We start from the raw sequence: 25,360 nt of genomic DNA, 5'->3' as shown, positions 1-25,360 counted from the left end.
ATCAAAGGAGTTTCCCATCATGATGAAAAACCAGTTGGCAGGCCTGATGAAGCAGGCGCAGGCAATGCAGGACAACATGAAAAAGATGCAGGAGCAACTTGCATTGATCGAGGTCGAAGGTCAGTCCGGTGCTGGTCTGGTCAAGGTTGTCATGTCCTGCAAGCACGACGTGAAACGCGTGACCATCGATCCTTCGCTCGTGGGTGACGACAAGGACATGCTGGAAGATCTGGTTGCTGCAGCATTCAATGACGCGGTCCGCAAGGTCGAATCCACCACGCAGGAAAAAATGGCTGGCGCGACTGCTGGCATGCCGTTGCCACCTGGCTTCAAGATGCCTTTCTAAAATCGGTTTCGCTTGAAAACGCCATCCAGTCTCGACTTTCTGACCGAAGCGCTGCGCCGTTTGCCTGGCGTCGGCCCGAAGTCGGCACAACGCATGGCTTTTCATCTGATGCAGCATGATCGCGACGGTGCGGCGCAACTTGGTCGCGCATTGTCGCAAGCAGTGGAAAAGGTACGCCATTGCGCCATGTGCAACACCTTTACCGAGCATGAGATTTGCGAAGTCTGTCACGATGGCGAGCGCAATCCCGAAATGCTGTGCGTGGTCGAAACGCCCGGCGATCAGTTGATGATCGAACAGACGCTGACTTACAAGGGTTTGTATTTCGTATTGATGGGGCGTCTGTCGCCACTGGATGGTATTGGTCCTCGTGACATCCATCTGGAAAAACTGATCACGCGGGCGACGGACGGCATTGTGCAGGAAGTCGTGCTGGCAACCAACTTCACCAACGAAGGCGAGGCTACGGCGCATTACATCAGCGAAACGCTGAAAGCACGCGGTCTCAAGGTCAGTCGTCTGGCGCGCGGCGTACCTGTTGGGGGCGAACTCGAGTATGTCGATGCCGGCACGATTGCGCGTGCCATGCTGGATCGACGTACGACCTGACCATTTCGTCGTTTCAAGCGACACCTGCATGGAGTAATGCCATGTCCGGCTCCTTTCACCTGATCGATGGTCTATCCGTACGCTGGCACCAACTGAGTGCCTCGCTGCAGGCAGATACCACAGCGGCTTCTCAAGTCTGGTGGCAGTTGTGCGAACGTTTTTGCGAACCGCATCGTCGCTATCACGATCTCTCGCATGTGACGGCCTTGCTGGCACAGGCCGAGCGTTGGGCAGATCAGATACAAGACACGCATATCGTCCATCTGGCGATCTGGTTCCATGACGCCGTCTATGACCCGCAACGCCGCGATAACGAAGCACGCAGCGCCGATCTGGCACGTTGTGCCTTGCTGGCGATGGAAGTGGACGAGTCGCTGATTCCTTCCGTCACCGCTTGTATTGCTGCCACGGCAGGGCATCGTGTGACCACGACGGAAGTTGCGGACATGCCGCTGTTTCTTGATCTGGACCTGGCCATCCTCGGTAGTGATCCGGACGATTACGCACGTTACTGCGCGGCGATTCGCGCCGAATACGCCTGGGTTGAAGAGGCAGAGTATCGTGCGACACGCAGCAAGGTGCTGCAATCGTTTCTGGATCGCCCCGTGTTGTATTTCACCGAGCCATTGCGCGCGGAATACGAGGCACGCGCGCGCGCGAATATGCGCACCGAATTACAGACACTTTCTTCCATCTGATTTCCATGACGGCAATTTCTACTTCTTCCGGTCCATTGGCCGGCATCAAGGTTCTTGAGCTTGGCACACTGATCGCCGGCCCGTTTTGTTCTCGCATGCTTGCCGAGTTTGGCGCTGAAGTCATCAAGATTGAATCGCCGGATGGCGGCGATCCGATTCGCCAATGGCGTGTGCTCAAGGATGGCACCTCGCTCTGGTGGTCGGTGCAGGCACGTAACAAGAAGAGCCTGACGCTTAATCTCAAGGACCCGCGCGGACAGAAAATTGCACAGCAACTGGCTCTGGACGCAGACATCATTATCGAGAACTATCGCCCGGGCGTGCTAGAGAAATGGTCGCTCGGCTATGCGCAGTTAAAGGCGATCAATCCGGCAACCATCATGGTTCGTTTGTCAGGCTTCGGACAAACGGGGCCGATGAAGGATCAGCCCGGCTTTGGCGCAATTGGTGAATCCATGGGCGGACTGCGTTATGTCTCCGGTTTTCCCGATCGTCCGCCACTGCGTGTGGGTATCTCAATTGGTGATTCGCTAGCGGCCATGCATGGTGTCATGGGGGCGATGATGGCCTTGCGTCATCGCGATGTGACGGGTGGGCGCTGGAATGGTCAGTCAGGTGCCGGACTGGTTGCGGGACAAGGGCAGATGGTGGATGTTGCGTTGTATGAAGCCGTTTTCAACATGATGGAGTCACTCGTCCCTGAATACGATCACGCCGGTGTGGTGCGTGAACGCACGGGCGGTGCCTTGCCCGGTATTGTGCCATCGAATACCTACACGACTGGTGATGGCGAGAACGTTGTCATTGCAGGTAATGGTGATGCCATCTTCAAGCGTCTGATGCTGGCAATGGGACGTGATGATCTGGCCAGTGATCCGCAACTGGCGCGCAATGACGGGCGTGTGCCGCGTACAGCCGAAATCGATGAAGCGATACAGGCCTGGTGTGCAACGCAAACGATTGATTCGGCCTTGTCGATCTTGCAGAAGGCGGATGTCCCGGCCGGGAAAATCTATTCTGTGCGCGACATGATGAGCGATCCACAATTTCTGGCACGCGGCATGTTCGAGCAGCACAGCTTTGCGGATGGTACCCCGGTCAAGATGCCGGCCATTACTCCCAAGCTATCGGCTACACCTGGCAAGACAAACTGGCTGGGGCCAAAGCTGGGCGAACATACGGAAGAGGTACTGCGCACGCTGGGTTACGAAGAGGCAGCCATTGCCGATCTGCGGCGTGACGGTGTCGTGTAAATCGAAGAAGAGGAGATCAGATGGATAAGAATTTTTTCAAGCAGTTTGCCATTGCCCTTTGCCTGTTCCTGCTCGGGTACTGGACGTTCAACGGGCTGATTTTCAACTGATCTGTCGCTGACAATTAAAAAAGACGGCATGCAGTTGCAATGCCGTCTTTTATTCCGTTTAAATCCGGACGTCAGAAACGCACGCCGCCCGTCCACATCGCACCGGCCGTGCCGAACACAATCACCTCCGTGCACAACTGTTTATAGCAATAGCCAACGGCCGGAAGAATCACCGGGGCGGTACCATATTTGTTCAACGGTATCTTGTCCTGATACTCGTCCTTGTATCCGTGAATCAAACCGCCGACCACCTTGACGTAGGTGTTCGGTGATACATCAAACGGATGATATTTCTTGCCCCAATAAACCAGCGTTGTCGGTTGACGATACGAATTCTTGAAATGCGCGGCGCCCACCAGTGTGTTGTCGCGATAATTCCATTCCAGATTAAGCAGGTGCTGCGTATTGTTGTGCGCATCATCCGGACGGAAGTGACGGGTCGCAATACTGGTTGCAAAGTACATGTTGTGCGGTGCGCTTTCTGGCGCGACGTCGGTATCCAGGACCGTATCTGACGCGGCGGCGGGGAGTATGCCAGCAAAACCCAGAAGGAGCAGTCCGGCGGAGAATGCCTTGCGCGTAAAAGGCGCCGTGAGAAGAGAGTGAGTGGATTGAAACATGGAAATGCTTTCTGGAAATGTTGTCGATACATCTATCCGACCATCACTCTATTCCATCTGTTCCCAATAGTTTCTTTCAGTAACACTCTTCTTGGTTAAATTTTCTTAACTGCAACTTCACGTTGGCTGCCGCACAGACAATGCGACCAATCTGACGTGTTGCCGGTTTGGCTGCGTTTGGTCGCAATGTCCTGGCGCCGCTGATTCCGGCTTTTGCAAGGCGGTATCCGCGTTTGATGATGGAACTGGTATTGGCCGACCATTACGTCGATCACATCCGTGAAGAGATTGATGTGAGTATCCGTTTTGCGCAACAGCTCGAGCCGGGCCTGGTTGCACGGCGTATCGCCTGCGTGCCGCTCAGATTCTGTGCTGCACCTTCCTACCTGACGCAGCGTGGTGTGCCGCAGCAACCGGAGGATTTGCAGGCACATCAGTGTTTGCTATTTCGTTCACCGATGGATGGTCGTTTGCTTGGTTGGGGATTTTTGCGTCACGGCGTGCGATTCGAACCGCGCCTCAATCCCGCCATGATCAGCAATGACATCGACAGTCTTGCCAGATTTGCGGTGGATGGGGCAGGCATTGCACGGCTCGGTGCATTCATCGCCGATCCCCTGATTGCACAGGGGTTGCTGGTGCCCTTATTCGAGGTCGAGCAAGGTAAACGCAAGAAGGGCAAGGCAGATGGCGCGCGCGCCGATATCGAGCCGCTGACGTTCTACGCTTGTTATCAGGACAGACGTGCTGCCAACGGCAAGTTACGTCTGTTTCTCGATTATCTGCTGGAGAGCATGCCGCCGGCGTGGCAGTTGCAGGTGAAAGACGGCACATCGCCTCCATGAAGCGATGTGCCGCTTATCTTACTTGGCGAGGGCCTCGATCAGACCATCGAGTTTGATGGCATCCACGCAAAATGCACGTATGCCTTCGGCCAGTTTTTCCGTTGCCATGGCATCGTCGTTGAGCATGAAACGGAAACGTTTTTCATCGAGATCAAGTTGATCGACAGAAGCTACCTGCGCGTCTGCGGGCGAGAGCTTACGTGTCAGCGGCGCGTCCGATGCGGCCAGTTTTTGCAGCAGTTCCGGGCTGATGGTCAGCAGATCGCATCCAGTCAGTTCCGTAATCTGTGAGGTGTTGCGGAAGCTGGCACCCATGACTTCAGTCGCATAGCCGAACTTGCGGTAATACGTGTAAATGCGCTTGACCGATTGCACGCCCGGATCGTCAGCACCGGTGTAATCGGTGCCCGTGGATTTTTTGTACCAGTCGTAAATGCGGCCGACAAATGGCGAGATCAGTTGCACACGTGCTTCCGCACAGGCGACGGCTTGCGGCAGCGAGAACAGCAACGTCAGGTTACAGTGAATGCCATCCTTTTCCAGCACTTCTGCTGCGCGGATGCCTTCCCACGTCGATGCAATCTTGATCAGGATGCGGTCACGCGAGATGCCTGCGGCTTCATACAGACGAATCAGTTCACGACCTTTGGCAATCGAACCTTCGGTATCAAACGACAGACGTGCATCGGTTTCCGTCGAAACGCGTCCCGGGATGACCTTGAGGATTTCCTGACCGAAAGCGACCAGCAAATTGTCGACGATCACCTCGGTGGGCTTGCCGGCGTGATCGCGGGCAACTTTTTCCATGATCGGGCGGTACTCGTCCTTTTGGACGGCTTTCAAGATCAGCGACGGATTGGTCGTTGCATCCTGTGGTGCAAATGCCTTGATGGATTGAAAGTCGCCCGTATCGGCGACGATGGTGGTGTGCTGTTTAAGCTGTTCAAGCTGATTCATGCTGTCTCGTTTGGTGTTGGTATGTGATGTGGCCTGATGACTATTGTACGAAATGAAGGCAGGCTACGCAGATCAGTCATCCTGTGACGATTGTAAAAAGGAGTCGAATGGCATATCGATCTTCTGCAATGCCTTGCGCGCATTGTGCATGGTACGCCGCTTTTCCGGACTGAGTCGCAACGCCAAGCCGACCGCCAGAATGTCGATCACGACCAAATGGGCCAGCCGCGTGGAAATCGGCGTGTAGGGATCCGTATGGAAATGCAGATCGATAGGAATCAGCACGGTCGCCAGTTCTGCCAGCGGCGTGCCACTTGGCGCGAGCACGATGACTTCGGCGTGGCTGTTGCGTGCCAGTTGCACACTGCGCAGCATGGCCGCACTGCTACCGCGCTGGGAGATCGCAACGACGGCATCGCCTTGCTTCAGCAACGATGCTGCGATGCTGTGAATATGCGGATCGACATAGGCAACCGTCGGCACACCGGAACGGAAAAACTTGTGCTGCGCATCGGCCGCCACAATGCCGGACGTCCCCTGACCATAGAACTCGATCTTGTTGGCAACCGACAGTACCTGCAATGCGCGTTCAATTGCCTGTGCATCAAGGCCGTTACGCAAATCCAGCAGGGTATTGATGGAACGGCTGCAGATCTTGTCGACCAGTTCTGTTGCCAGATCGTCTGGCGCGGGGGCATCGGCATTGCCGGGAGCGAGGGCAAGACTTTGTGCCAGACGTAGTTTGAAGGCATGCCAGCCGTCAAAGCCGAGTGATCGGCAAAAACGGACGACAGTCGGTTCGGAGACGTCGGCCTTGCTGGCAAGCGCGGCAAGGTTGGCGTCAATCGCGAGCTCGGGTGTGGCCAGTACGGCCGCCGCAACTTTTTTTTCCGAACGGGAAAGCGAGTCGTAGCGACTGCGTATGGAATCCAGCAGCATGCTTATTCAGGCAGCGCTTCTTCACGCCATTGCAGGCCGTCGCGACCGATCAGTGCGCTGGCTGCTGCCGGCCCCCAGCTGCCAGAAGTGTAGGGAATCGGCTCGTTGCCTTCCTGCTCCCAGTGGCGCAGAATCGGCTCGACCCATTCCCATGCGGCTTCCAGTTCATCCGCACGCATGAAGAGTGTCAGATGGCCGCGCAGCACGTCGAGCAGCAGGCGCTCGTAGGCGTCCATGCGCGGCGTTTTGAAGGTTTCCGCAAAGTCGAGTTCCAGCTCGACCGGTTTCAGACGCATGCCATCACCAGGCGTTTTAGCCATCAGGTTGAGTTGCAGGCCATCATCCGGCTGCAGGCGAATCACCAGACAGTTTGGCTGAAAGCTGCTATTGGACTGCGCAAAGATCGAGTGCGGAATCGATTTGAAACGCACGACAATCTCCGCCAACTGATCGGCCATGCGCTTGCCGGTACGCAGGTAAAACGGCACGCCAGCCCAGCGCCATGTATCGATCTCGGCCTTGACGGCCACAAAGGTTTCGGTTGTGGAGTCGGGATTTGCACTGTTTTCGGCGCGATAAGCGGGGACGGGCTTGCCTTCGACATGACCGGCGCGATACTGGCCGCGCACGACATTGCGTGCCAGCGTGGTTGGCGTGAATGGCTTGAGTGAATGCAGGACTTTGAGTTTCTCGTCACGTACCGCATCCGGTGTGACTGACAGTGGCGGTTCCATTGCGGTAATGCACAGCAGTTGCAGCAAATGGTTCTGCAGCATGTCGCGCAACGCACCCGAGGTTTCGTAGTAACCCATGCGATTGCCGACGCCCAGCTCTTCCGCAATCGTGATCTGCACGTCGGAAATCCACTCACGACGCCACAGGGGTTCGAACAGCACATTGCCAAAGCGCAGTGCCAATAGATTCTGTACCGCTTCTTTACCCAGATAGTGGTCAATACGGAAGATCTGCGATTCCTTGAAGACCTTGCCGACTTCCAGATTGATCTGCTTGGCGCTGGCCAGATCGCGGCCCAGCGGTTTCTCGAGCACCACGCGTGAACTGTCCGTGACAAGGCCGCGTTGATGCAGATTCTTGCAGATACTTGCAAACAGGCTGGGCGACATCGCCAGATAAAACACGCGCGTCATGTCCTGATCATGACGCAACAGGTCGATGAGCGGATCGTAGGTCGCGGCGTCGGTCGCATCGAGAGAAACATAGCGTACGCAAGCGCAGAAGGCATTCCACGCTTCTTGCGTAAAGGTTTTTTCGCTGATATTCGGTCGCGCGTTCTGGTTCAGTTCTTCGACAAACTCCTTGTCGGTCCACGGGTGACGACCAACGCAGATGATCTGCGCGGAAGGAGGCAGATCGCCGGCGCGATGACGCGCATACAAGGCTGGAATCAGTTTGCGCATCGACAGGTCACCGCCGCCGCCAAACAGTACGAGGTCAAAATCGGAGAGTGCCATGATGTGTGCTTATTCGGTGAAGTGAAAATGTTAGGTTGATCGAAACGGTATCACGGTCGAGGATGGCGCGGCAATGCGGGTTTGTGCTGTTACGACAAGGTCAGGCAGCAGATTTGCCTGCGGCAGTTCTTGCGCGCGCAATCAGACCATTGGTCGAGCCATCATGTTGTGCAGATACGGTTGCGCCGGTCAGTTCGCCTTCAATGGTTTTTGCCAGAACCTTGCCCAATTCGACGCCCCACTGATCGAAGCTGTTGAGGCCCCAGACGACACCTTGTACGAAGACCTTATGTTCATACAAAGCGATCAGGGCACCCAGCGCAGCCGGTGTCAGTTCGTCCAGCAGAATCGTGGTGCTGGGACGATTGCCGGGAAAGGTGCGATGTGGAATCAATAATTCAATGTCGTTGTCGCTGACACCTTGTGCTTGCATTTCCTTGCGTACTTCGTCGGCCGATTTGCCACGCATGAACGCTTCGGACTGTGCAAAGCAGTTGGCCAGCAATCTTTCCTGATGCAGCGGAAGCTGATGCGACGGTTTGAGCACGGCGATGAAATCGACCGGAATGACGTCGCTGCCCTGATGCAATAGTTGAAAATAGGCATGCTGCCCATTGGTACCTGTATCGCCCCAGATGACAGGACAGGTAGCGAAGTCGACTGCGTTGCCATCGACATGCACGCGCTTGCCATTGCTTTCCATTTCCAGTTGCTGCAGATAGCCGGGAAACAGGGCGAGATCCTGATGGTAAGGGGCAATCGACACAGAGTCGCTGCCCAGGAAGTTGCGGTTCCAGATGCCGACCAGGCCCATCAGGGCCGGCAGATTCTTTTCGAGCGGTGCAGTACGGAAATGCTGATCCATTGCATGCGCGCCAGCCAGAAATGCCTTGAAGTTGTCGATGCCGATAGCGATCGCCAGTGACAGGCCGATTGCCGACCAGACCGAATAGCGACCGCCAACCCAATCCCAGAAAGGAAACATGTTTTCTTCAGCAATGCCGAACCGGGTAACCAGATCGGTTTGCGTCGAGACGGCGACAAAGTGTTTGGCAAGATGCGCTTCGGTTGTGCTGCGCAATAGCCAGGCGCGTGCCGATTGCGCATTGGTCATCGTTTCCGAGGTTGTAAATGTCTTGGAGGCGACGATAAACAGTGTGGTGGCAGGATTGATCTGTGGCAGCAAGGCAGCCAGATCGTGTCCATCGACGTTGGAGATGAAGTGTAATTTCAGACGCGAATGTACGAACGGACGCAATGCCTGACACGTCATCTTGGGGCCAAGGTAGGATCCGCCGATACCGATGTTGACGATATCCGTAATTTCGCGGTCATCGTAACCACGCCATGTGCCGTTCCGTACACGCTCGGCGAAAGCACCCATGCGATCGAGGACGGCATGCACATCGGGCACGACATTGTGTCCGTCGACCATCACCGTATCGCTGGCAGGGCGTCGCAAAGCGGTGTGCAGAACTGCGCGTTTCTCGGTCAGATTGATTTTGTCGCCAGCAAACATCGCCTCGCGTTGCGACTCGACCTGCGCATCACGTGCGAGATCGCACAGTAAGGACAGCGTGTTTTCGTTGATAATGTTTTTCGAAAAATCGATGAAGAGTCCGGCAGCCTCAAGCGAAAATTTATCGAAGCGGTCCGAATCCTGCTTGAAAAGATCACGCATCTGCCATTGCTTCGCGTCGGAAAGATGTTGCTGAAGCGCTTTGTAGGGTGCGGAGGCAGGCAGGGAAAATGTGGGCATGGCGATCTGTTCTTATGGTTGAATTAACTATACAGCAGATTATGGTAATTTCACTACAAATATATGCTCTGGCAATGACGTCATGATGACTCGGCAAAGCGGTATAGATGAAGATTCCCAGTTACGAGCCAAAGTATTGTCCAAAGTTCCTTTTCTGGCGCTGATTGGTTTGATCGGAGGTTGCTAGGTGGTTGACTGTGTTGCGAATGCACTGCCGTTTGTCTGCACCGAAGCGTTACTTCTTCGTCAAGGAATCATCCAATTTTTGTAGTAAAATTTCAAAATTGTTTTCAAGGGAAATCCCATGCCGCTCCACCCAGTGATCGCTGCCGTAACCGGGCGCATTGTCGAGCGTAGCCGGCTGTATCGTGCTGCGTATCTGAACCGCCTCGCGGACTCGATTCACCAAGGCACGCAGCGTAGCGCCTTATCCTGCACAAATCTGGCGCACGGCTTCGCCGCCTTTCCGGCGAACGACAAGCTGATTCTCAAGCAGCAGAAGCAGCCATCGGTCGCCATTGTTTCCTCGTATAACGACATGCTGTCGGCGCATCAGCCGTACGAGCATTTTCCACGCATTATCAAGAATGCCGTGCGTGAAGCCGGTGGTGTTGCGCAGTTTGCCGGTGGTGTGCCGGCCATGTGCGACGGCATTACACAAGGGCAGCCAGGCATGGAGCTCTCGCTGTTTTCGCGCGATACGATTGCCATGTCGACCGCAGTGGCGCTATCGCACAACATGTTCGACGCCGCGGTGTATCTGGGTATCTGCGACAAGATTGTGCCGGGTCTGCTCATCGGTGCCCTTCATTTTGGTCATCTGCCAGCAATATTCATTCCGGGCGGTCCGATGACCAGTGGTATGTCGAACTCGGAAAAATCGCGGATTCGCCAGTTGTACGCCCAAGGCAAGATCGATCGCGAGGGTTTGCTCGAAGCGGAATCCAAGTCGTATCACGATGCCGGTACTTGCACGTTTTACGGGACGGCCAACAGTAATCAGATGCTGATGGAAGTCATGGGCCTGCATTTGCCGGGCTCTGCATTTATTACGCCCAACACCCCCTTGCGTGATGCCCTGACGGCGCAGGCAGCGAAACGTGCCGTGGCGATCAGTGGTCAGGGTGATGCCTTTACGCCGGTTGGACAGGTGGTCGACGAAAAAACCATCGTCAACGGCATCATTGCTTTGTTGACGACGGGCGGTTCGACCAATCACACGATTCACCTGATTGCGATTGCGCGTGCGGCCGGCATCGTGATCGACTGGGATGATTTTCATCAGCTGTCGGCTGTCATTCCTCTGCTGACGCGTATCTATCCAAATGGTGAGGCAGACGTTAATCATTTCCACGCAGCGGGTGGCACCGGTTTTGTGATTCGTGAATTGCTGGACGCCGGGTTGTTGCATGAAGATGTCACGACTGTGATGGGTAAGGGTTTGCGTGCACATTGCTGCGAGCCATTTCTGGATGGTGACAAGCTGGTCTGGAAAAATGTGCCGACGGTGACCGGTGACGAGAAGGTGCTGCGTCCGGCGGCCGAGCCTTTTGCGCCGGATGGCGGTTTGCGCTTGCTGACCGGTAATCTGGGGCGCGCTGTCATCAAGATTTCTGCAGTGAAGCCGCAATATCACCGGGTCGAGGCACCGGCGATTGTGTTTACGTCTCAGGAAGAGTTCATGCATGCCTATCAGGACGGCAAGCTTGAGCGTGATTTTGTCGCTGTGGTGCGTTTTCAGGGACCAAAAGCCAATGGCATGCCGGAATTGCATGCCTTGACGCCAGCACTCGGTAATTTGCAGGATGCGGGCTTCCATGTGGCGCTGGTTACCGACGGTCGCATGTCGGGTGCCTCTGGCAAGGTACCGGCGGCCATTCATGTCTCGCCGGAAGTGTTGGCTGGCGGTCCGCTTGGTCGCGTGCGGAATGGCGACATGATCCGACTTGATGCAGAAGCGGGTACCTTGCAGGCACTGGTTGCTGAAGCGGAGTGGGAACGTCGGCCGCTGGCGCGGGTCGATCGTTCATCGAATGTGATCGGCATGGGGCGTGAACTGTTTGCGATGTTCCGCTCGTCGGTCAGCATTGCAGAAGAGGGTGCGGCGTCGTTTGGTCTGCCGCATCTGGCAACGCCATCGTCGCCGGAAATCAATCAGCCGAACGATGCTGCAGAGCCGTTTAGCGATGAAGATACCCATGTTCAACAATCCATATGAGTACCGATATGAACTTGCTTGAAATTATGCGGGCATCGCCGGTTATTCCGGTGATCGCCATTGACGATATCCGTCACGCAGTCCCCATGGCGCAGGCCTTGGTGGATGGCGGGATTCGCGTTCTGGAAGTGACCTTGCGTACACGCCATGGTCTGGCAGCGATTCGTGCGATTGCAGAGCAGGTGCCGGATGCGATTCTCGGCGTTGGTACCCTGACGCGTGCGGAGGATTTTGCTGCCGCACGTGATGCCGGTGCGGTTTTTGGCGTGTCGCCCGGACTGACGTCCGATCTGATTCAGGCATCACGTGCAAGCGGATTGCCGTTACTGCCCGGTGTGATGACGCCGTCAGAAGTGATGGCAGCGCGCGAAGCCGGGTTCTTTCAGTTGAAACTGTTTCCGGCGGTACCGGCAGGGGGTGTCGGCATGCTCAACGCAATTTCCGGTCCGTTGCCGGATGTGCTGTTCTGTCCGACAGGTGGCATTTCTCAGGAAACCGCGCCGCAGTTCCTGGCTTGCAAGAATGTGGCTTGCGTAGGTGGCTCCTGGTTGACGCCAAAAGAGTTGCTGGCAGCCAGCAACTGGGATGGCATTCGCACACTGGCAAAAGCAGCAGCCGGTTTGCGTTAAGCCTCTCGCACCATCGCTTCCTCGGCCGTGATGACGATATTGCGGCCAGCTGCCTTGGCGGAGTAGAGCGCAATGTCTGCACGGTGCATCAAGGCGATGATGCCTTCGTCGGCCCGATGTGTCGCGACGCCGATACTGACGGTATAGGGCACGGTCTTTTCGGTTGATTGTTGTCCCGGGGAGATGACGATGGAAGTGCCGCTGTTCAGTCGCGCACGCAAGCGTTCGGCAATGGCGAGTGCGGCGTTGGCGTCGGCTTCCGGCAGCAGGATCGAGAACTCTTCCCCACCCATACGTGCGATGTAATCAATGTTGCGGATTTCCAGTTGCGCACGCTCCACAATATCGATCAGGACATTGTCACCTGTCGCATGTCCATAGGTGTCATTGATGCGTTTGAAATAGTCGACGTCAAACATCAACAGCGACAAGGAACGTTTCATCCGCTTTGCCCGCAACAGTTCGCGCTCGGCAAATTCAAAGAAGGCACGTCGCGTCCAGGCACCGGTCAGGAAGTCGTGATTGGCATCCTGAATAGCCTTGGACAGCATGCGGTCATGGACCATCATGATCGCCCCCATGGTCAAGAGCGGCATGACCAGCGTGCCGAGTGACAGAAAGAGCAGATTCCAGCTTGACGCCTGCATGGTCGAAATCAGGTGGTCGGTGCCGGTCATGTAGACCACTGCACGCAAGCCATAGCCGATGAAAAACAAAATCGATACCCAGGCCGTGAAACGGGCAGGGTATGGTGAAAGAGTGAGGGATCGATGCGCTGACTGAAAAATCAGCAAGCCAATCGCGAGACAGTAAATGCCCAGAAACCACGACACAATCACGGTACGGATCGCGATGGAGTCGTACACGTAATGAAAGACGAGAAAGAGGGAGAATAGTGCAAGCAGGCTCAAGGCAATCGGCTTGAGTGGCAACAGCAGCCCGTAGTAGCGTCGAAAGCCCAGATAAATGATGCAAATCGCCAGCCCTGCCAGCGTGTTGGCTACAACGATCGACAGAAAATTCGGAATGAGTCCACGGCAGGCCAGCAGTACGAGGGCGATAGCAGCCAGTGCATTGGCGCCAGCCCACTCCCGCAGTCCAGGAATGTGGCTGCGCATGAGCGAGCCCAGCACAAACAGCATGACAACACTGAAGCCGGCTGTAATCAGCAGTAGGTTAAACGGACTAAGCATGAGGATCCGTGGTCGTTACGATGCACTAGCAGGAGATCAGCACATGTGCCAAAAGTTGCCAGCATATTGCTACGTCTTCGCCAAGAAAACGACCTGTTGCGCACTAGTATATCTGGGTATTGCTGCGCGGAAACGAACATTGCCTTGAAAATACATGAAAAAAATCCGCTCGTCCGACCGCTTGCTGCATCTTGTATTTTTGAAATGGTGCACCGAATGTGGGGCATATCGGCAGTCTGATCGCAATGTCAGCGGGATGATCCGTTAAAATAACGGGTTCTTTTCCCCCAAACCAGATATGCCATGACGATGACTCAAGACGAAATGAAACAGGCAGTAGCGCGTGCTGCCATCGATTATGTAACAGCGGGTGAAATCATCGGGGTGGGAACGGGCTCGACTGCCAATTTCTTTATCGATGAACTGGGGAAGGTCAAGGATCGTATCCGCGGTGCCGTTGCCTCGTCGGAAGCAACGGCTGACCGTCTGCGCAGCCACGGTATTCAGGTCATGGATCTGAATGAGGTGGAGGCTTTATCGGTTTATATCGATGGCGCGGATGAAATTACCTTGCAGGGCGCCATGATCAAGGGCGGTGGTGCGGCACTGACACGCGAAAAAATCGTGGCCTCCGTGGCACGTCAGTTCGTCTGTATCGCCGATGGCTCCAAACTGGTCAAGACGCTGGGCAAGTTTCCCTTGCCGGTCGAAGTGATCCCGATGGCAGAAGCATCGGTTGCGCGCAGTCTGAAGGCATTGGGCGGTGAACCACGTTTGCGTGTCAAGGATGGCACGACGGTGGTAACCGACAATGGCTGCTCCATCATTGATGTGCATGGACTGGAGATTGTCGATCCGGTTGCACTGGAAGCGCAGATCAACAATATCGTTGGGGTGGTGACGGTCGGTCTGTTTGCACAACGGGGCGCCAACATCGGCCTGCTTGGTACTGCAGACGGCGTCAAACGCATGACGTTCTGATTAGTAAAAATAAAAAAGCGCGCAGACCGACTGTTTATTGCGCGCTGAGAAGTTTCAGAAAATCGCGATAGGGAACAGGGCGACTCATCAGATAGCCTTGTCCTTCATCGCAACCATTCTGCTGCAGGAAGCGGGATTGCTCAGCCGTCTCGATACCTTCTGCCAGTACATTCAGGTTCAGGTTGTGTCCAAGCGAAATGATCGCCTTGACAATTGCCGCGCTGTCCTGACTGGTCGCAATATCGCGCACGAACGACTGATCGATCTTGAGCGTATCCACCGGAAAGCGCTTCAGATAGCTCAGGCTGGAATAGCCTGTACCAAAATCATCGAGCGAAATCTTCACGCCCAGTGCGCGTAATTCGGTCAGCATGGCAAAGGATTTATCGACATCCGTTGCCATCACGCTTTCGGTGATTTCCAATTCCAGATAACGCGCATCCAGTTCGGTTTCCTGCAAGACGCGGCTGACCAGATCGACGATATCGCCACGGGCCAGCTGGCGCGGTGACAGGTTGACCGAAATCGGGATCGGCGGATAGCCGGCTTTTTGCCAGTCGCGATTCTGACGGCAGGCCGTGCGCAGTACCCATTCCCCGATCGGAATGATGAGCCCGGTTTCTTCTGCCAGTGGAATGAAGCTGGCGGGTGAAACGCGGCCGGTCGGCGTTTCCCAGCGAATCAGGGCTTCGACGCCGATGATACGACCGTTGTTCAGATTCAGTTTGGGCTGGTAATGCAGGACAAACTCGTCATTCGGAATCGCCTGACGCAGGCGGTTCAGGAGCTCCAGCCGGTCGGTGACCGAGGTATTCATTTCCGCAGCAAAGTACTGGAAATTATTGCGTCCCAGTTCCTTGGCCTTGTACATGGCCGAATCGGCATTTTTCAGCAAGGTTTCCGCATCGCGTCCGTCATTTGGACACAGCGTCACGCCGATACTGCAGGTGATCTGGAAGTCCAGATCATTGGCTTTCCATGGTTGCGATACTTCATGCAACACGCGCTGCATGGTTTGCGTAATTGATTCTTCGTTGGGCTGGCTGGTCAGCAGCAGCACAAACTCGTCACCGCCCTGACGTGCCACGGTATCGCTTTCGCGCAGGCAACCAGTCAGACGCTGTGCAGTAATCTTGAGCAGCTCGTCACCCACCTGATGACCCAGACTGTCGTTGATGAATTTGAACTGGTCGAGGTCGAGAAAGGCGATGGCGGTCAGGTTGCCATAGCGTTGTGAATGCAGAATGGCCTGTTGCATCCGGTCGTACATCAGGGTGCGGTTAGGCAGGCCGGTCAGGGCATCGTGCGTTGCCTGAAACTGGATCTCGGCTTCGTGCAGCTTGCGTTCGGTAATCGCTTCGACAGTGCCTTCAAAAAACAGCAGTTTGCCGGCGCTGTTATAAACGGCGCGCGCATTTTCGGAGATCCAGATGATCTCGCCATTGCGTCGATAGATGCGCGATTCGAAATTGGTGACCACGCCATGCTGTTCCATCAGGCGCATGAATTCCACGCGTCGTTGCGGGTCCACATAGACCTGATGCTCGATATCGCGCAAGGTCGAAATCAGTTCGCGTGGCGAGTCGTAGCCATACATGCGCGCCAGTGCCGGATTGACTGCCAGATAGCCGTTGGTCGGTGTGGACTGATAAATGCCTTCGATCGCATTTTCAAAAATGCTGCGATAGCGACGCTCTGCTTCACGCAGGGCTTCGTCGGCTTCCTTGCGTTCGGTGATGTCCTGGATAAAGCCTTCAAGTACATCCCAGGTTTTATGGGTGTGCGAAATATTGGTGCCACGTTCCCAGACCCAGCGGACCTTGCCGTCGGCGCGAACAATGCGATATTCGAGGTCGAAGCGCCGATTCTGTTTGACCGCTGCCATGATCGTGGTGCGCACATACTCGCGATCATCGGGGTGCGTAATATCTTCGTAAGAGACGCGGCTGTTGAAGAGAATATCCTCTTCCTTGTAACCGGTCAGGCTCAGACAGCCTTCACTGACAAACTCCATTGTCCAGCTATCGTCCAGACGGCAGCGATAGACCATGCCTTCCAGATTGGCGAGCAAGGTACTCAGCATGCGCGCCTGCATTGACGGGTCGGTTGAATTGGAGGGCATTGATAAAAGCATAATTAAATCGAGCTTGATGAAATGCACATTGCCCTAGCTTTCCTTCGCCAAAACACTGCATGCAGCAAAATACATTTCCTTGAAGCAATTACAGTGCCACGCAATTCACTCAAATTTCGCACCAAAGTTGTGCCTTGGAGGCAGGTTTAAGAGTGAAAACATGGCCTTCTTTCTGTTAACGTGAGCCTGCCACAGAAATTGAATGTGGTTTACCGTAGTACGTTCAATGGGATACGCAAATACCGTACCCCATTGTCATCGGGTGGAGGCAGGGCGCCGGCGCGAATGTTGACTTGTATGGCAGGCAAGATCAGTGTCGGCATATCAAGCGTGCGATCACGTGCCGTGCGCATGGCGACAAATTCCTCTGCCGTCACACCATCATGCGCATGGATATTGGTTTTGCGCTGCTCTGCCACGGTGCTTTCCCAACATGGTGCGCGTTCTTCCGGTGGATAGTCATGACACATGAATAATTTTGTCGTTTCCGGAAATGACAGTAGCTTGCGGATCGAGCGATACATGATCGCCGCATCGCCTCCCGGAAAATCACAACGCGCCGTACCCAGATCGGGCATGAACAGGGTATCGCCTACAAAAATTGCGTCATCGATCTGGTACGCCATGTCGGCGGGTGTGTGTCCGGGCACGTATAACGCACGGGCCTGCAGCGCGCCAATATGGAAAATCTCGTCCTCGGCAAACAGATAATCAAACTGCGAGCCATCGGATAAAAAAGCCGGCTCCAGATTGAAAATCTGGCGGAATGTCTGTTGCACGATGCGAATCTGTTCACCAATCGCAATGCGACCGCCAAGCTGCTGACGCAGATGTAACGCCGCAGACAAATGATCTGCGTGTGCGTGGGTTTCCAGAATCCACTGTAACGTCAGCTCCTGCGCACGAATGAAGCGGATGACGCGATCGGCAGAGACGGTGCCGGTATGCCCTGATTTGGGGTCGTAGTCCAACACGGAATCGATGACGGCACAGGCTGAGCCTCGGCCTGCATGCACAACATAAGTGACGGTGCCGGTTTGTGCATCGAAAAACGATTCAACCGAAGCCGTCATGTGCGGGAAAAGAGCAGATGGAAGAGAGGTCGATGCAAACGATCAGCGCAAGTTGTCACTGATTTCGCGCGCCTGACGATCCATCCGGTCATAGAAATCGCGTGTCCCGATATCGCCATAATTACGTTGCCGATCCGGAATCAGAAATTGTAAGTCGCGCGACAATTCATCATCGATTTCGCTATCTTCTTCACTACCCCAACTGTTGTTCATATCTGTTCTCCTTGCTGCTGACTATTGTAATTTTTTCGGCTGTTGACAGCCAGCACAGGCGCTGTCGAACAACCGAATCTGTTGCGGATCAGCCCAACGTATCAGGGACCTCGTCGCTGCCTGGTAATTTGGCTGCCAGAATGCCGATCTGCTCGATGAGTGGCTGCTTGGCAAGCAGGCTGGCACCTGCAGATCCTTGCAAGGCTTTGGCAATTTCGCCCTCAAGGTGTGCCTTGCGGCCGGTTTCGTCGGCAAACGCGTCAAAAATACCGAAGACGCCCGGACTGATTTTGATGGCAACCCAGACTACGGTGCCGGGCTCGCCAAGTGCGTAGGAAAGTTGTGTCTGCAGAAATTCTTCCAGTTCCTTTTCCTTGCCTGGTTTGGCTTCCAGACGGACTTGCAATCCAAGATTGACCATGATGCCTCCTTGTATGTTTGACAATCGAGCAGTTCTTCTGGTGTTTCCTTGTTGCATGCCGCCTGCTGTAATTGCAGACGGCCCTTCATTCTAGACCGCATCCGTCACTGACGTGCATCGCATGATCACAAGCCGATAGCGTCAGAAAGATATTGCACGAATGGTTCGATGTGAAAACGGACATCGAAGCGCCTCATGCTTTATCATCATGGCCCTTTTTCCATTTACACAGACAGGTTGGTCATGGCAAATGCGTGCGGTGTTGATTTCGGGACATCCAACTCGACGGTGGGCTGGGCGCGTCCGGGCAGTTCGCCTTTGCTCGTGCTGGAAGACGGCAAAGTCACTCTGCCGTCGGTGGTGTTTTTCAATGCCGATGAAGAGCAGGTGTATTACGGTCGTGCCGCACTCAGTAATTATCTGGAAGGTTATGAAGGGCGTCTCATGCGGTCCCTCAAGAGCTTGCTCGGTACCAGCCTGATTGATGATCAGACCGAGGTGATGGGCAAGGTCTTGCCGTTTCGTACCTTGCTCACGCAATTCATCTCGGAACTCAAGCACCGCGCAGAGCAGGCCGCTGGTAGGGAATTTTCGAGCGCGGTACTGGGGCGGCCTGTGCATTTTGTCGATGGCAACGAGGAGGCTGACACGCTGGCGGAAGACACGCTGTACGAAATTGCGCAGTCAGTCGGTTTCAAGGAGATTGATTTCCAGTTTGAACCGATTGCCGCTGCCTTTGATTACGAAGCACAACTGACGCGTGAAGAACTGGTACTGATCGTTGATATCGGTGGCGGTACGTCCGATTTTTCGCTTGTGCGTTTGTCGCCGGAACGCGCCAGGCAGGCTGATCGTCGACATGACATTTTGGCGACGGGGGGTGTGCATATCGGTGGTACCGATTTTGACAAGTACCTGAGCCTCAACAGCATCATGCCATTGCTGGGCATGGGGTCGCGGCTCAATAGCGGTGTGGAAGTGCCCTCCAGCTATTTCTACAATCTGGCGACCTGGCATACGATCAACCTGACATACACCCAGAAGACCTATCTGCAGATTCGTGACATCTATCGGGATGCAACAGAAAAGAACAAGCTGGATACCTTGCTTGATCTGATCGAGAACCGTTCCGGTCACTGGCTTGCGATCAAGGCGGAGGAGGGCAAGATTGCCTTGTCTTCCGATGTGCAGACAGAACTGCATCTGGATCGTCTGCGTCCGGTGCAATCGCTGCTGCTGGACCGTGCTGTCTTCGAGCAGGCAATCGATCATCTGGTCACCGAGATCGAAGCGACCGTCGCTGCCCTGTTACGGGATGCCGATATTCACGTTGACGACATAGATACGGTGGTTTTTACCGGTGGTTCCAGCGGGGTACGACTACTGCGTGAAAAAGTGGCGGCCTTGTTGCCGAATGCCAAAAGAGTTGAAGGTGATCTGTTCGGTAGTATCGGTGCAGGCCTTGCGCTGGATGCCGAGCGGAAATTCGGCTGAGAATAAGGCAAGGTGGGCCTGCCGCACGTTTCAGTGTTGGCTGGCGTACAGACCTGAGGACCACTTCCTGGTGTAATCAAGTAGCTATCAATTGTTGTGCATGTGATGCATGCACAGTCCTTTCGATTACGTTTGATTTCCCAGATAAGGTGACAGCCTCATGGTCAGGCTTCAATTCTCCGTCCAGCTTGCATACGATGTCCTTGATGATGCGAGTGATTTCGTCTTCAACATTCAGGCTGCCAAAACCCAATGTCAGACGGTCGTTGACGAACATCTGGCGATCAGTCAGACAATCGATCCGATTTTCTTTACTGAACCCGTCAGCGGCAATCGTATGCTGCGTCTGCAGGCGCGGCGCGGCTCCCTGGTCATTCGTTATCAGGCGACGGTCGATATTCGCCACCGCCTCAGCCAGCCGGAGCAACTGTACGAAACTCCAATCGCCGATTTGCCGTCGGAGGCGTTTGCTTATCTGTATCCGAGTCGCTACTGCGAGTCAGACCGGTTGATCCATATGGCATGTCGCGAGTTTGGCACGATGGAGCCAGGCTATGGGCGTGTGCTAGCAATCCAGAAATGGGTGCAACAGCATGTGAGTTTCCATTCCGGCATTTCATGTGGCACGACATCGGCGACCGAAACCTTGGTGGAACGCGCTGGCGTTTGTCGAGACTATGCGCATCTGATGATTGCCCTGTGTCGTGCACTGAATATTCCAGCCCGCTTTGCATCGGGTATCGACTACGGTGCGGATCCGACACTCGGCCCGCCTGATTTTCACGCCTATGTCGAAGTGATGCTCAGTGGTCGCTGGTATCTGTTCGATGCAAGCGGTGTGACCGCACCAATGGGGCTGATTCGCATCGGTACTGGACGTGATGCCAGTGATACGGCATTTGCCACCATCTTCGGCAATGTTTCTTCCTATGCACCACTGATTGAAATCGATGCGTTTGATGACAGTCAGCGTGGCATTGTGATTCCGGTGCATTGCGAACACGCCTTGTCCACTGCAGATTGTGATGCCTGATTCCGCATAAAAATGGTATAAATAATTCCTTGCAGCGTGTTTCTCCACGCTGGTTTTTCCTTCGGATGTTCTTGTCACGGGCATGTCATGCAGGCAGCTTATGATCACGAACTTTTTTGCGGGATACTCAAGGAAAGGATCGGATGTTTGCTGCAGTGGATTTGGGATCGAACAGTTTTCGTCTGCACATCGGGTATCAGGAAGGCGAGACGATGCGTATCGTCAAGACCGCACGTGATCCGGTCAGACTGGGAGCCGGTCTCGACAGCAAGGGGAATCTGACACCGGCCGCGATGCAGGCAGCGATTGCCTCGCTCGCGCGCTTTCAATCCATTCTCAGTTCCTATCCGCTCAGTGCCGCGCGGGTTGTAGCGACTAACACCATTCGCATTGCCAAAAACGCTGCGCAGTTTTTACCTGCAGCTGAAGCCGCCATCGGCTACCCGATTGAGATCATTTCGGGTGAGGAAGAAGGACGTCTGATCTACATGGGTGTTGCAACCACCTTGCCACATGATGAAGGGCGACTGGTAATCGATATCGGTGGTGGCTCGACCGAAGTCATCCTCGGTCATGGCATGGAAATTCTCAAGGTCGAATCGTTCAGCATCGGCACCGTGCCGCAGAACGCCGGCTTCTTTGGCAATGGCGTGATCGATGCGGATGCGTTCGAAGCCGCGATTTTGTCGGCACGCTCCCGTTTCGAGGATGTTGCGCCGGAATATGACCGTAGCGCCTGGACGCAAGCCTATGGTTCTTCCGGTACGGCACGGGCGATTGGTGATGCGATTGCCCGTAACAATCTGGGCGATGGAATGGTGTCGTTCAAGAGTCTGGAAGCACTCAAACGTCGCCTGATCCAGTTTGGGCATGCGGACAATATCGATCTGGCCGGCATGAAAGCAGATCGGGCTACCAGTATTGCTGGCGGTGTTGCGATTCTGATTGGGGCCATGCACGAGTTTGGCATCAAGGTGGTGCAGCCGGTGGAGGCGGGTTTGCGTCTTGGTGTGCTGCGTGATCTGCAGCTGCGCGCAACACAGCGTGATCGTCGTGAAGAATCGGTGCGTGAATTTCTGAGGCGGTTTCGCGTGGATGAAAAACGGGCTGATCGCACTGCCCATATCGCCGCCGCCATGCTGACGTTGCTAAAGCCGGCCGATGATGCCCATGATCGCCTGTTGCGGTGGGGCGCGCTGTTGCACGAAATCGGACTGATTGTGTCGCACAGCGGGTTTCACAAGCATGCAGCTTACATGATTGAAAATGCGGATCTGCCCGGCTTTACGACACGTGAACAGCGTGTGATGAGCCGGCTGGTTCTGGCACAAAAAGGCAACTTGCGTAAAGTGGTCGATAACCTCTCCGATGCCGGCTTCGCCAAAGCGGTACTGGCATTGCGTCTGGCAGCCATGTTCATGCATGCGCGACTTGATGTGGATGCCGATGCTGCCGCGATCCGGATAAAAATGAAAAACAGTATCGAGCTTGAATTGCCGCGGACATGGGTGCGCGATCATCCGACGGTTGCCTACTGGATCGAGAAAGAGAAAGAGGCATGGGGTGAAATCGGCATTGATTTCAGATTGCGTTTGAGTAACTGAACTGTGCAGCTGAAAAGCGTGCTTGGCGCAGAACGATTCGGTAAAATGAACCTTTTGGCAACTTTGCCTTCAGAGCATCTGGCGTCTGTCGTCATGGGAGACGCGCATGCGGTTGCCGCTTGTGGCAACGTTTTTTGCCATGGAGTACGCAATTGTTTAACGAGCTCGTCGATATGGCCGCAGAGGCCGGCTACCTTGGCATCTTTTTGTTGATGCTGGCTGAAAACATTTTTCCTCCCATTCCGTCGGAACTGATCATGCCGTTGGGTGGCTTCGCCGCGGCGCGCGGTGACATGAGCATGCTGGGCGTGATTCTGGCGGGTACCGCGGGTTCGATCGCCGGTGCCTTGCCTTGGTACTACGCCGGCCGTTATTTTGGTACCGAGCGTTTGAAGCGAATGGCCGCGACACGTTTTGGTCGTGTGATGACCCTGTCGCCTGCGGATATCGATAACGCCTCGCAATGGTTCATGCGTTACGGTTACTTCGCCGTTTTCTTCGGCCGTTTGATTCCCGCGATTCGTACGCTGATTTCGGTGCCGGCCGGGATTGTACGCATGCCGATGCTGCCGTTTCTGTTTTACTCGACCGTCGGTTCCCTGATCTGGACTGCCTTTCTTGCATTTGCCGGTTATGTGCTGGAATCACAGTACGAATTGCTCGAAGGTTACATCGATCCGGTATCGAAAGCCGTGTTGCTGATCATCATCGGCGTCTACGTCTATCGGTTCGTCCGCTTCAAGCCACAGGCTTCCTGAAAGCGATGGGCTAGAACAGCAGCCCGTTCTTGCTGAACAGCGCGATATCCACGAAGCTGGAAAGGGACTGGTTGGTGCTGCCACGCACGGCCATGCCTCCCAGATCGGCGCTGCCGTTACTACCGAGGTCCTGAACCGTGCCTGTCTGTTTGCCACGACGAATGGTCATGGCAAGTGTCTTGGCAACGGCAAAGCCTTCCAGCGTGAGCGTCGAGGGCGGCTCGTCGCGATACTTCACCATCATTGTCTGATGTTCGCGTTGCAAAACGCTTTTTCCCGTATTCGGGTTGGGCACCACTTGTGAAAAAACCGTCCATTCCACCGCACGACTGCCGGCCAGTTCGCGTAGCGTTTCCAGATTGATCAGCGATGTACCGGCAACATAAATCTTGGGTGCTGATTTACGGAAAGCCTTGAGGAACATGCCTGTGTTGATCGTGTCGCCGATCACGATGACGACACCCGGTGAAGTGGCAGCCAGCTTGCGTGCTTCCGCTTCGGTTTGCTGCTCGTTCACCGTGATGCGTGCGGTACCGATTAGCTGCAGGCCGCGCTGCTTCAGTTCGCTGGTCACGAGCGCCAGCGTTTGACGATTGTTTGCCTCATCCTGCAATGCAATGCCGACACGCGTAATGCCAAGCCCGCCAAAGTGCGACAGCATGTGCTGCACTTCGTGCAGATAGTCAGGGCGCCACAGTACAAGTTTCCCGCCGGGTTTAAGGCTGCTGGCACTGACCAAGGGTGCATAGAGTTGCAGCCGACTGCGCTTGAAGGTGGGCGTGTCAAGCACGGCACGTGTGACAGATTCACCAATGCCTCCCAACAGATAATCGATCCGATCATTTTCGATCAGTTCGGTGGTCAAGCGTGCAGCAACAATGGCGGAAGACTGATCATCGCGGGCAATGTAGTGAATCTTCTTGCCGTTGATGCCGCCGGTCGCATTGACCATATCGAAGTAGGTTTTGATGCCGGCGACGTAGTCGCGGCCAAGGGAGGCATTGGGACTGGACAGATCAATCACCTGTCCGATCACGATCGTGTCCTGAGTGTCGGCAAACGCTGGTGCAGGTGTCATCAGCATGGGGCACACGAAGGCCAAGAAAAGCGTGAAAATCGGCAGGGGAAAACACATGGTGGCACGGGGATGGAGAAGGTCGAGCCACGATTGTGTGGGTGAAATATGACCGCATGATGAAATTTGATGGCATTTCTTGCGGCTTGAAAATAAATTGTATATATTATTTATACTATTTATTGCCAAGGAGTCGATTGTGTCGCAGGAAAATCAGGAAACCCTCGCAGCCAAGCCGGCTGCCACCAAGACGCTAGCCCAAAAGGCGCCAGCAAAGAAAGCTGCGGTAAAGAAGGCCGCGGCCAAACAGGTTGTAGCGAAGAAAGCGCCTGCCAAGACGGCGGAAGGCAAGCCTGGCGCCAGGAAAGCTGCAGTCAAAAAAGTCGCTGCAAAAAAAGCGCCGGCCAAGACATCGACCAAAGTGCCAGTGAAGGCTGCCAAGAACGCTTTACCTGCAAAAACAAAGCCGGTGGCCAAAACCAAAGTCACATCGAAAGTCACCGCGAAGGCTGAAAAGCCTGTGACCAAGGCTGCGGCAAAACCTGCCACCAAAGTCAAAGGGACGGGCAAGCGTGCAAGTACCAAGCTGGCCAAGCCAGCCACAAGCAAATCCAAGGTCCGCAAACCTAAACTGATCCGTGACAGTTTCACAATGCCGGATCTGGAATATCAGGTCTTGAGTGACGTTAAAAAGGCATTCCTCAAGGCAGGTGTTTCGATCAAGAAAAGCGAGTTGTTGCGTGCTGGCGTAGCCCTGGTCAAAGGACTGGAATTTGGCAAGCTGCATGACGTCATCAACAAGCTGACGCCAATCAAAGCCGGTCGGCCGAAGAAAGAGAAGTAAGAAGGACGTTATCCAATCGACCCATCGGCGCATGTCTGTGCCGTGATGTTGCCATGGCGTGGAAAGAAGCCGATGCTGCTGC

General features: G+C 54.9%; 24 protein-coding genes. 13 read left to right on the top strand and 11 right to left on the bottom strand.

Features of this window, described 5'->3' with window-relative positions; genetic code table 11:
- Window positions 1-19 precede the first annotated feature (19 nt).
- The 4 genes from IEV29_RS06060 to IEV29_RS06045 are packed head-to-tail and all read left to right on the top strand — an operon-like array spanning window position 20 to window position 2,906.
- Window positions 20-346, top strand: a complete 327-nt coding sequence (locus IEV29_RS06060) for a YbaB/EbfC family nucleoid-associated protein (RefSeq protein WP_188380327.1) — start codon at window positions 20-22, stop codon at window positions 344-346.
- A gap of 12 nt (window positions 347-358) precedes the next feature.
- On the top strand, window positions 359-955 hold the full coding sequence (gene recR, locus IEV29_RS06055) for a recombination mediator RecR (RefSeq protein WP_188380326.1): 597 nt from the start codon (window positions 359-361) through the stop codon (window positions 953-955).
- 41 nt (window positions 956-996) lie between these two features.
- Entirely contained in the window at window positions 997-1,653 is a 657-nt protein-coding gene (locus IEV29_RS06050) for an HD domain-containing protein (protein ID WP_188380325.1), read from the top strand.
- Window positions 1,654-1,658: 5 nt separating this feature from the next.
- Window positions 1,659-2,906 (top strand): CaiB/BaiF CoA transferase family protein, encoded by a 1,248-nt coding sequence (locus IEV29_RS06045; protein ID WP_188380324.1) that lies wholly within the window; start codon window positions 1,659-1,661, stop codon window positions 2,904-2,906.
- A 181-nt stretch (window positions 2,907-3,087) separates the two neighbouring features.
- On the opposite strand, the gene IEV29_RS06040 is transcribed toward IEV29_RS06045, so the two are convergent.
- The gene (locus tag IEV29_RS06040) at window positions 3,088-3,636 is read right to left on the bottom strand and encodes a hypothetical protein (RefSeq protein WP_188380323.1); all 549 of its coding nucleotides are present in this window, start codon (window positions 3,634-3,636) and stop codon (window positions 3,088-3,090) included.
- Window positions 3,637-3,803: 167 nt separating this feature from the next.
- Here IEV29_RS06040 and IEV29_RS06035 point away from each other — a divergent pair, with 167 nt between their 5' ends.
- A complete protein-coding gene (locus IEV29_RS06035) occupies window positions 3,804-4,481 on the top strand; it encodes a substrate binding domain-containing protein (protein WP_188380322.1) in 678 nt (225 codons plus the stop codon).
- A gap of 18 nt (window positions 4,482-4,499) precedes the next feature.
- On the opposite strand, the gene tal is transcribed toward IEV29_RS06035, so the two are convergent.
- The 4 genes from tal to pgi all read right to left on the bottom strand — a co-directional run bounded on the left by tal (window position 4,500) and on the right by pgi (window position 9,608).
- Window positions 4,500-5,438 (bottom strand): transaldolase, encoded by a 939-nt coding sequence (gene tal / locus IEV29_RS06030; RefSeq protein WP_188380321.1) that lies wholly within the window; start codon window positions 5,436-5,438, stop codon window positions 4,500-4,502.
- A gap of 72 nt (window positions 5,439-5,510) precedes the next feature.
- Window positions 5,511-6,377, bottom strand: coding sequence for an SIS domain-containing protein (locus tag IEV29_RS06025; RefSeq protein WP_188380320.1), 867 nt, complete (start codon window positions 6,375-6,377; stop codon window positions 5,511-5,513).
- Between the two features lie 2 nt (window positions 6,378-6,379).
- Window positions 6,380-7,849 carry a glucose-6-phosphate dehydrogenase gene (gene zwf / locus IEV29_RS06020; protein WP_188380319.1) on the bottom strand — a complete coding sequence of 490 codons (1,470 nt, stop codon included), beginning with the start codon at window positions 7,847-7,849 and terminating at the stop codon, window positions 6,380-6,382.
- A gap of 100 nt (window positions 7,850-7,949) precedes the next feature.
- The gene (gene pgi / locus IEV29_RS06015) at window positions 7,950-9,608 is read right to left on the bottom strand and encodes a glucose-6-phosphate isomerase (RefSeq protein WP_188380318.1); all 1,659 of its coding nucleotides are present in this window, start codon (window positions 9,606-9,608) and stop codon (window positions 7,950-7,952) included.
- Window positions 9,609-9,912: 304 nt separating this feature from the next.
- On the opposite strand from pgi, the gene edd reads away from it, so the two are divergent.
- Both edd and eda read left to right on the top strand, forming a co-directional pair.
- Window positions 9,913-11,826 carry a phosphogluconate dehydratase gene (gene edd / locus IEV29_RS06010; protein WP_188380317.1) on the top strand — a complete coding sequence of 638 codons (1,914 nt, stop codon included), beginning with the start codon at window positions 9,913-9,915 and terminating at the stop codon, window positions 11,824-11,826.
- A gap of 8 nt (window positions 11,827-11,834) precedes the next feature.
- The gene (gene eda / locus IEV29_RS06005) at window positions 11,835-12,455 is read left to right on the top strand and encodes a bifunctional 4-hydroxy-2-oxoglutarate aldolase/2-dehydro-3-deoxy-phosphogluconate aldolase (RefSeq protein ID WP_188380316.1); all 621 of its coding nucleotides are present in this window, start codon (window positions 11,835-11,837) and stop codon (window positions 12,453-12,455) included.
- Here eda and IEV29_RS06000 read toward each other — a convergent pair.
- Window positions 12,452-13,648: a GGDEF domain-containing protein gene (locus IEV29_RS06000; RefSeq protein WP_188380315.1), complete on the bottom strand. Its 1,197-nt coding sequence runs from the start codon at window positions 13,646-13,648 to the stop codon at window positions 12,452-12,454. The two genes, eda and IEV29_RS06000, sit on opposite strands and share 4 nt — an antisense overlap.
- A 309-nt stretch (window positions 13,649-13,957) precedes the next feature.
- Between IEV29_RS06000 and rpiA the strand changes: the two genes are divergently transcribed.
- A complete protein-coding gene (gene rpiA / locus IEV29_RS05995; protein WP_188381094.1) occupies window positions 13,958-14,629 on the top strand; it encodes a ribose-5-phosphate isomerase RpiA in 672 nt (223 codons plus the stop codon).
- Between the two features lie 34 nt (window positions 14,630-14,663).
- On the opposite strand, the gene IEV29_RS05990 is transcribed toward rpiA, so the two are convergent.
- From IEV29_RS05990 to IEV29_RS05975, 4 genes are all read right to left on the bottom strand, one after another.
- Window positions 14,664-16,751 carry a putative bifunctional diguanylate cyclase/phosphodiesterase gene (locus tag IEV29_RS05990; protein ID WP_229726253.1) on the bottom strand — a complete coding sequence of 696 codons (2,088 nt, stop codon included), beginning with the start codon at window positions 16,749-16,751 and terminating at the stop codon, window positions 14,664-14,666.
- A gap of 221 nt (window positions 16,752-16,972) precedes the next feature.
- Window positions 16,973-17,836, bottom strand: a complete 864-nt coding sequence (locus tag IEV29_RS05985) for an MBL fold metallo-hydrolase (protein WP_188380313.1) — start codon at window positions 17,834-17,836, stop codon at window positions 16,973-16,975.
- A 42-nt stretch (window positions 17,837-17,878) separates the two neighbouring features.
- Window positions 17,879-18,049, bottom strand: a complete 171-nt coding sequence (locus IEV29_RS05980) for a hypothetical protein (protein ID WP_188380312.1) — start codon at window positions 18,047-18,049, stop codon at window positions 17,879-17,881.
- A gap of 88 nt (window positions 18,050-18,137) precedes the next feature.
- Window positions 18,138-18,470 carry a putative quinol monooxygenase gene (locus IEV29_RS05975; RefSeq protein ID WP_188380311.1) on the bottom strand — a complete coding sequence of 111 codons (333 nt, stop codon included), beginning with the start codon at window positions 18,468-18,470 and terminating at the stop codon, window positions 18,138-18,140.
- 243 nt (window positions 18,471-18,713) lie between these two features.
- Here IEV29_RS05975 and IEV29_RS05970 point away from each other — a divergent pair, with 243 nt between their 5' ends.
- From IEV29_RS05970 to IEV29_RS05955, 4 genes are all read left to right on the top strand, one after another.
- Window positions 18,714-19,964 carry an Hsp70 family protein gene (locus tag IEV29_RS05970; RefSeq protein ID WP_188380310.1) on the top strand — a complete coding sequence of 417 codons (1,251 nt, stop codon included), beginning with the start codon at window positions 18,714-18,716 and terminating at the stop codon, window positions 19,962-19,964.
- Between the two features lie 160 nt (window positions 19,965-20,124).
- Window positions 20,125-20,997: a transglutaminase-like domain-containing protein gene (locus tag IEV29_RS05965; protein ID WP_188380309.1), complete on the top strand. Its 873-nt coding sequence runs from the start codon at window positions 20,125-20,127 to the stop codon at window positions 20,995-20,997.
- A 143-nt stretch (window positions 20,998-21,140) separates the two neighbouring features.
- On the top strand, window positions 21,141-22,601 hold the full coding sequence (locus IEV29_RS05960; RefSeq protein ID WP_188380308.1) for a Ppx/GppA phosphatase family protein: 1,461 nt from the start codon (window positions 21,141-21,143) through the stop codon (window positions 22,599-22,601).
- Window positions 22,602-22,753: 152 nt separating this feature from the next.
- Complete coding sequence (locus IEV29_RS05955) at window positions 22,754-23,359, top strand: DedA family protein (protein WP_188380307.1); 606 nt, start codon at window positions 22,754-22,756, stop codon at window positions 23,357-23,359.
- 10 nt (window positions 23,360-23,369) lie between these two features.
- Here IEV29_RS05955 and IEV29_RS05950 read toward each other — a convergent pair whose 3' ends face one another.
- On the bottom strand, window positions 23,370-24,443 hold the full coding sequence (locus tag IEV29_RS05950; protein WP_188380306.1) for an ABC transporter substrate-binding protein: 1,074 nt from the start codon (window positions 24,441-24,443) through the stop codon (window positions 23,370-23,372).
- Window positions 24,444-24,633: 190 nt separating this feature from the next.
- On the opposite strand from IEV29_RS05950, the gene IEV29_RS05945 reads away from it, so the two are divergent.
- Window positions 24,634-25,278 (top strand): hypothetical protein, encoded by a 645-nt coding sequence (locus tag IEV29_RS05945; protein WP_188380305.1) that lies wholly within the window; start codon window positions 24,634-24,636, stop codon window positions 25,276-25,278.
- Window positions 25,279-25,360 lie beyond the last annotated feature (82 nt).

The organism is Oxalicibacterium faecigallinarum (assembly GCF_014635705.1).
Taxonomy (GTDB): Bacteria; Pseudomonadota; Gammaproteobacteria; order Burkholderiales; family Burkholderiaceae_D; genus Oxalicibacterium; species Oxalicibacterium faecigallinarum.
This window is presented reverse-complemented; position numbering and strand designations above follow the sequence as displayed.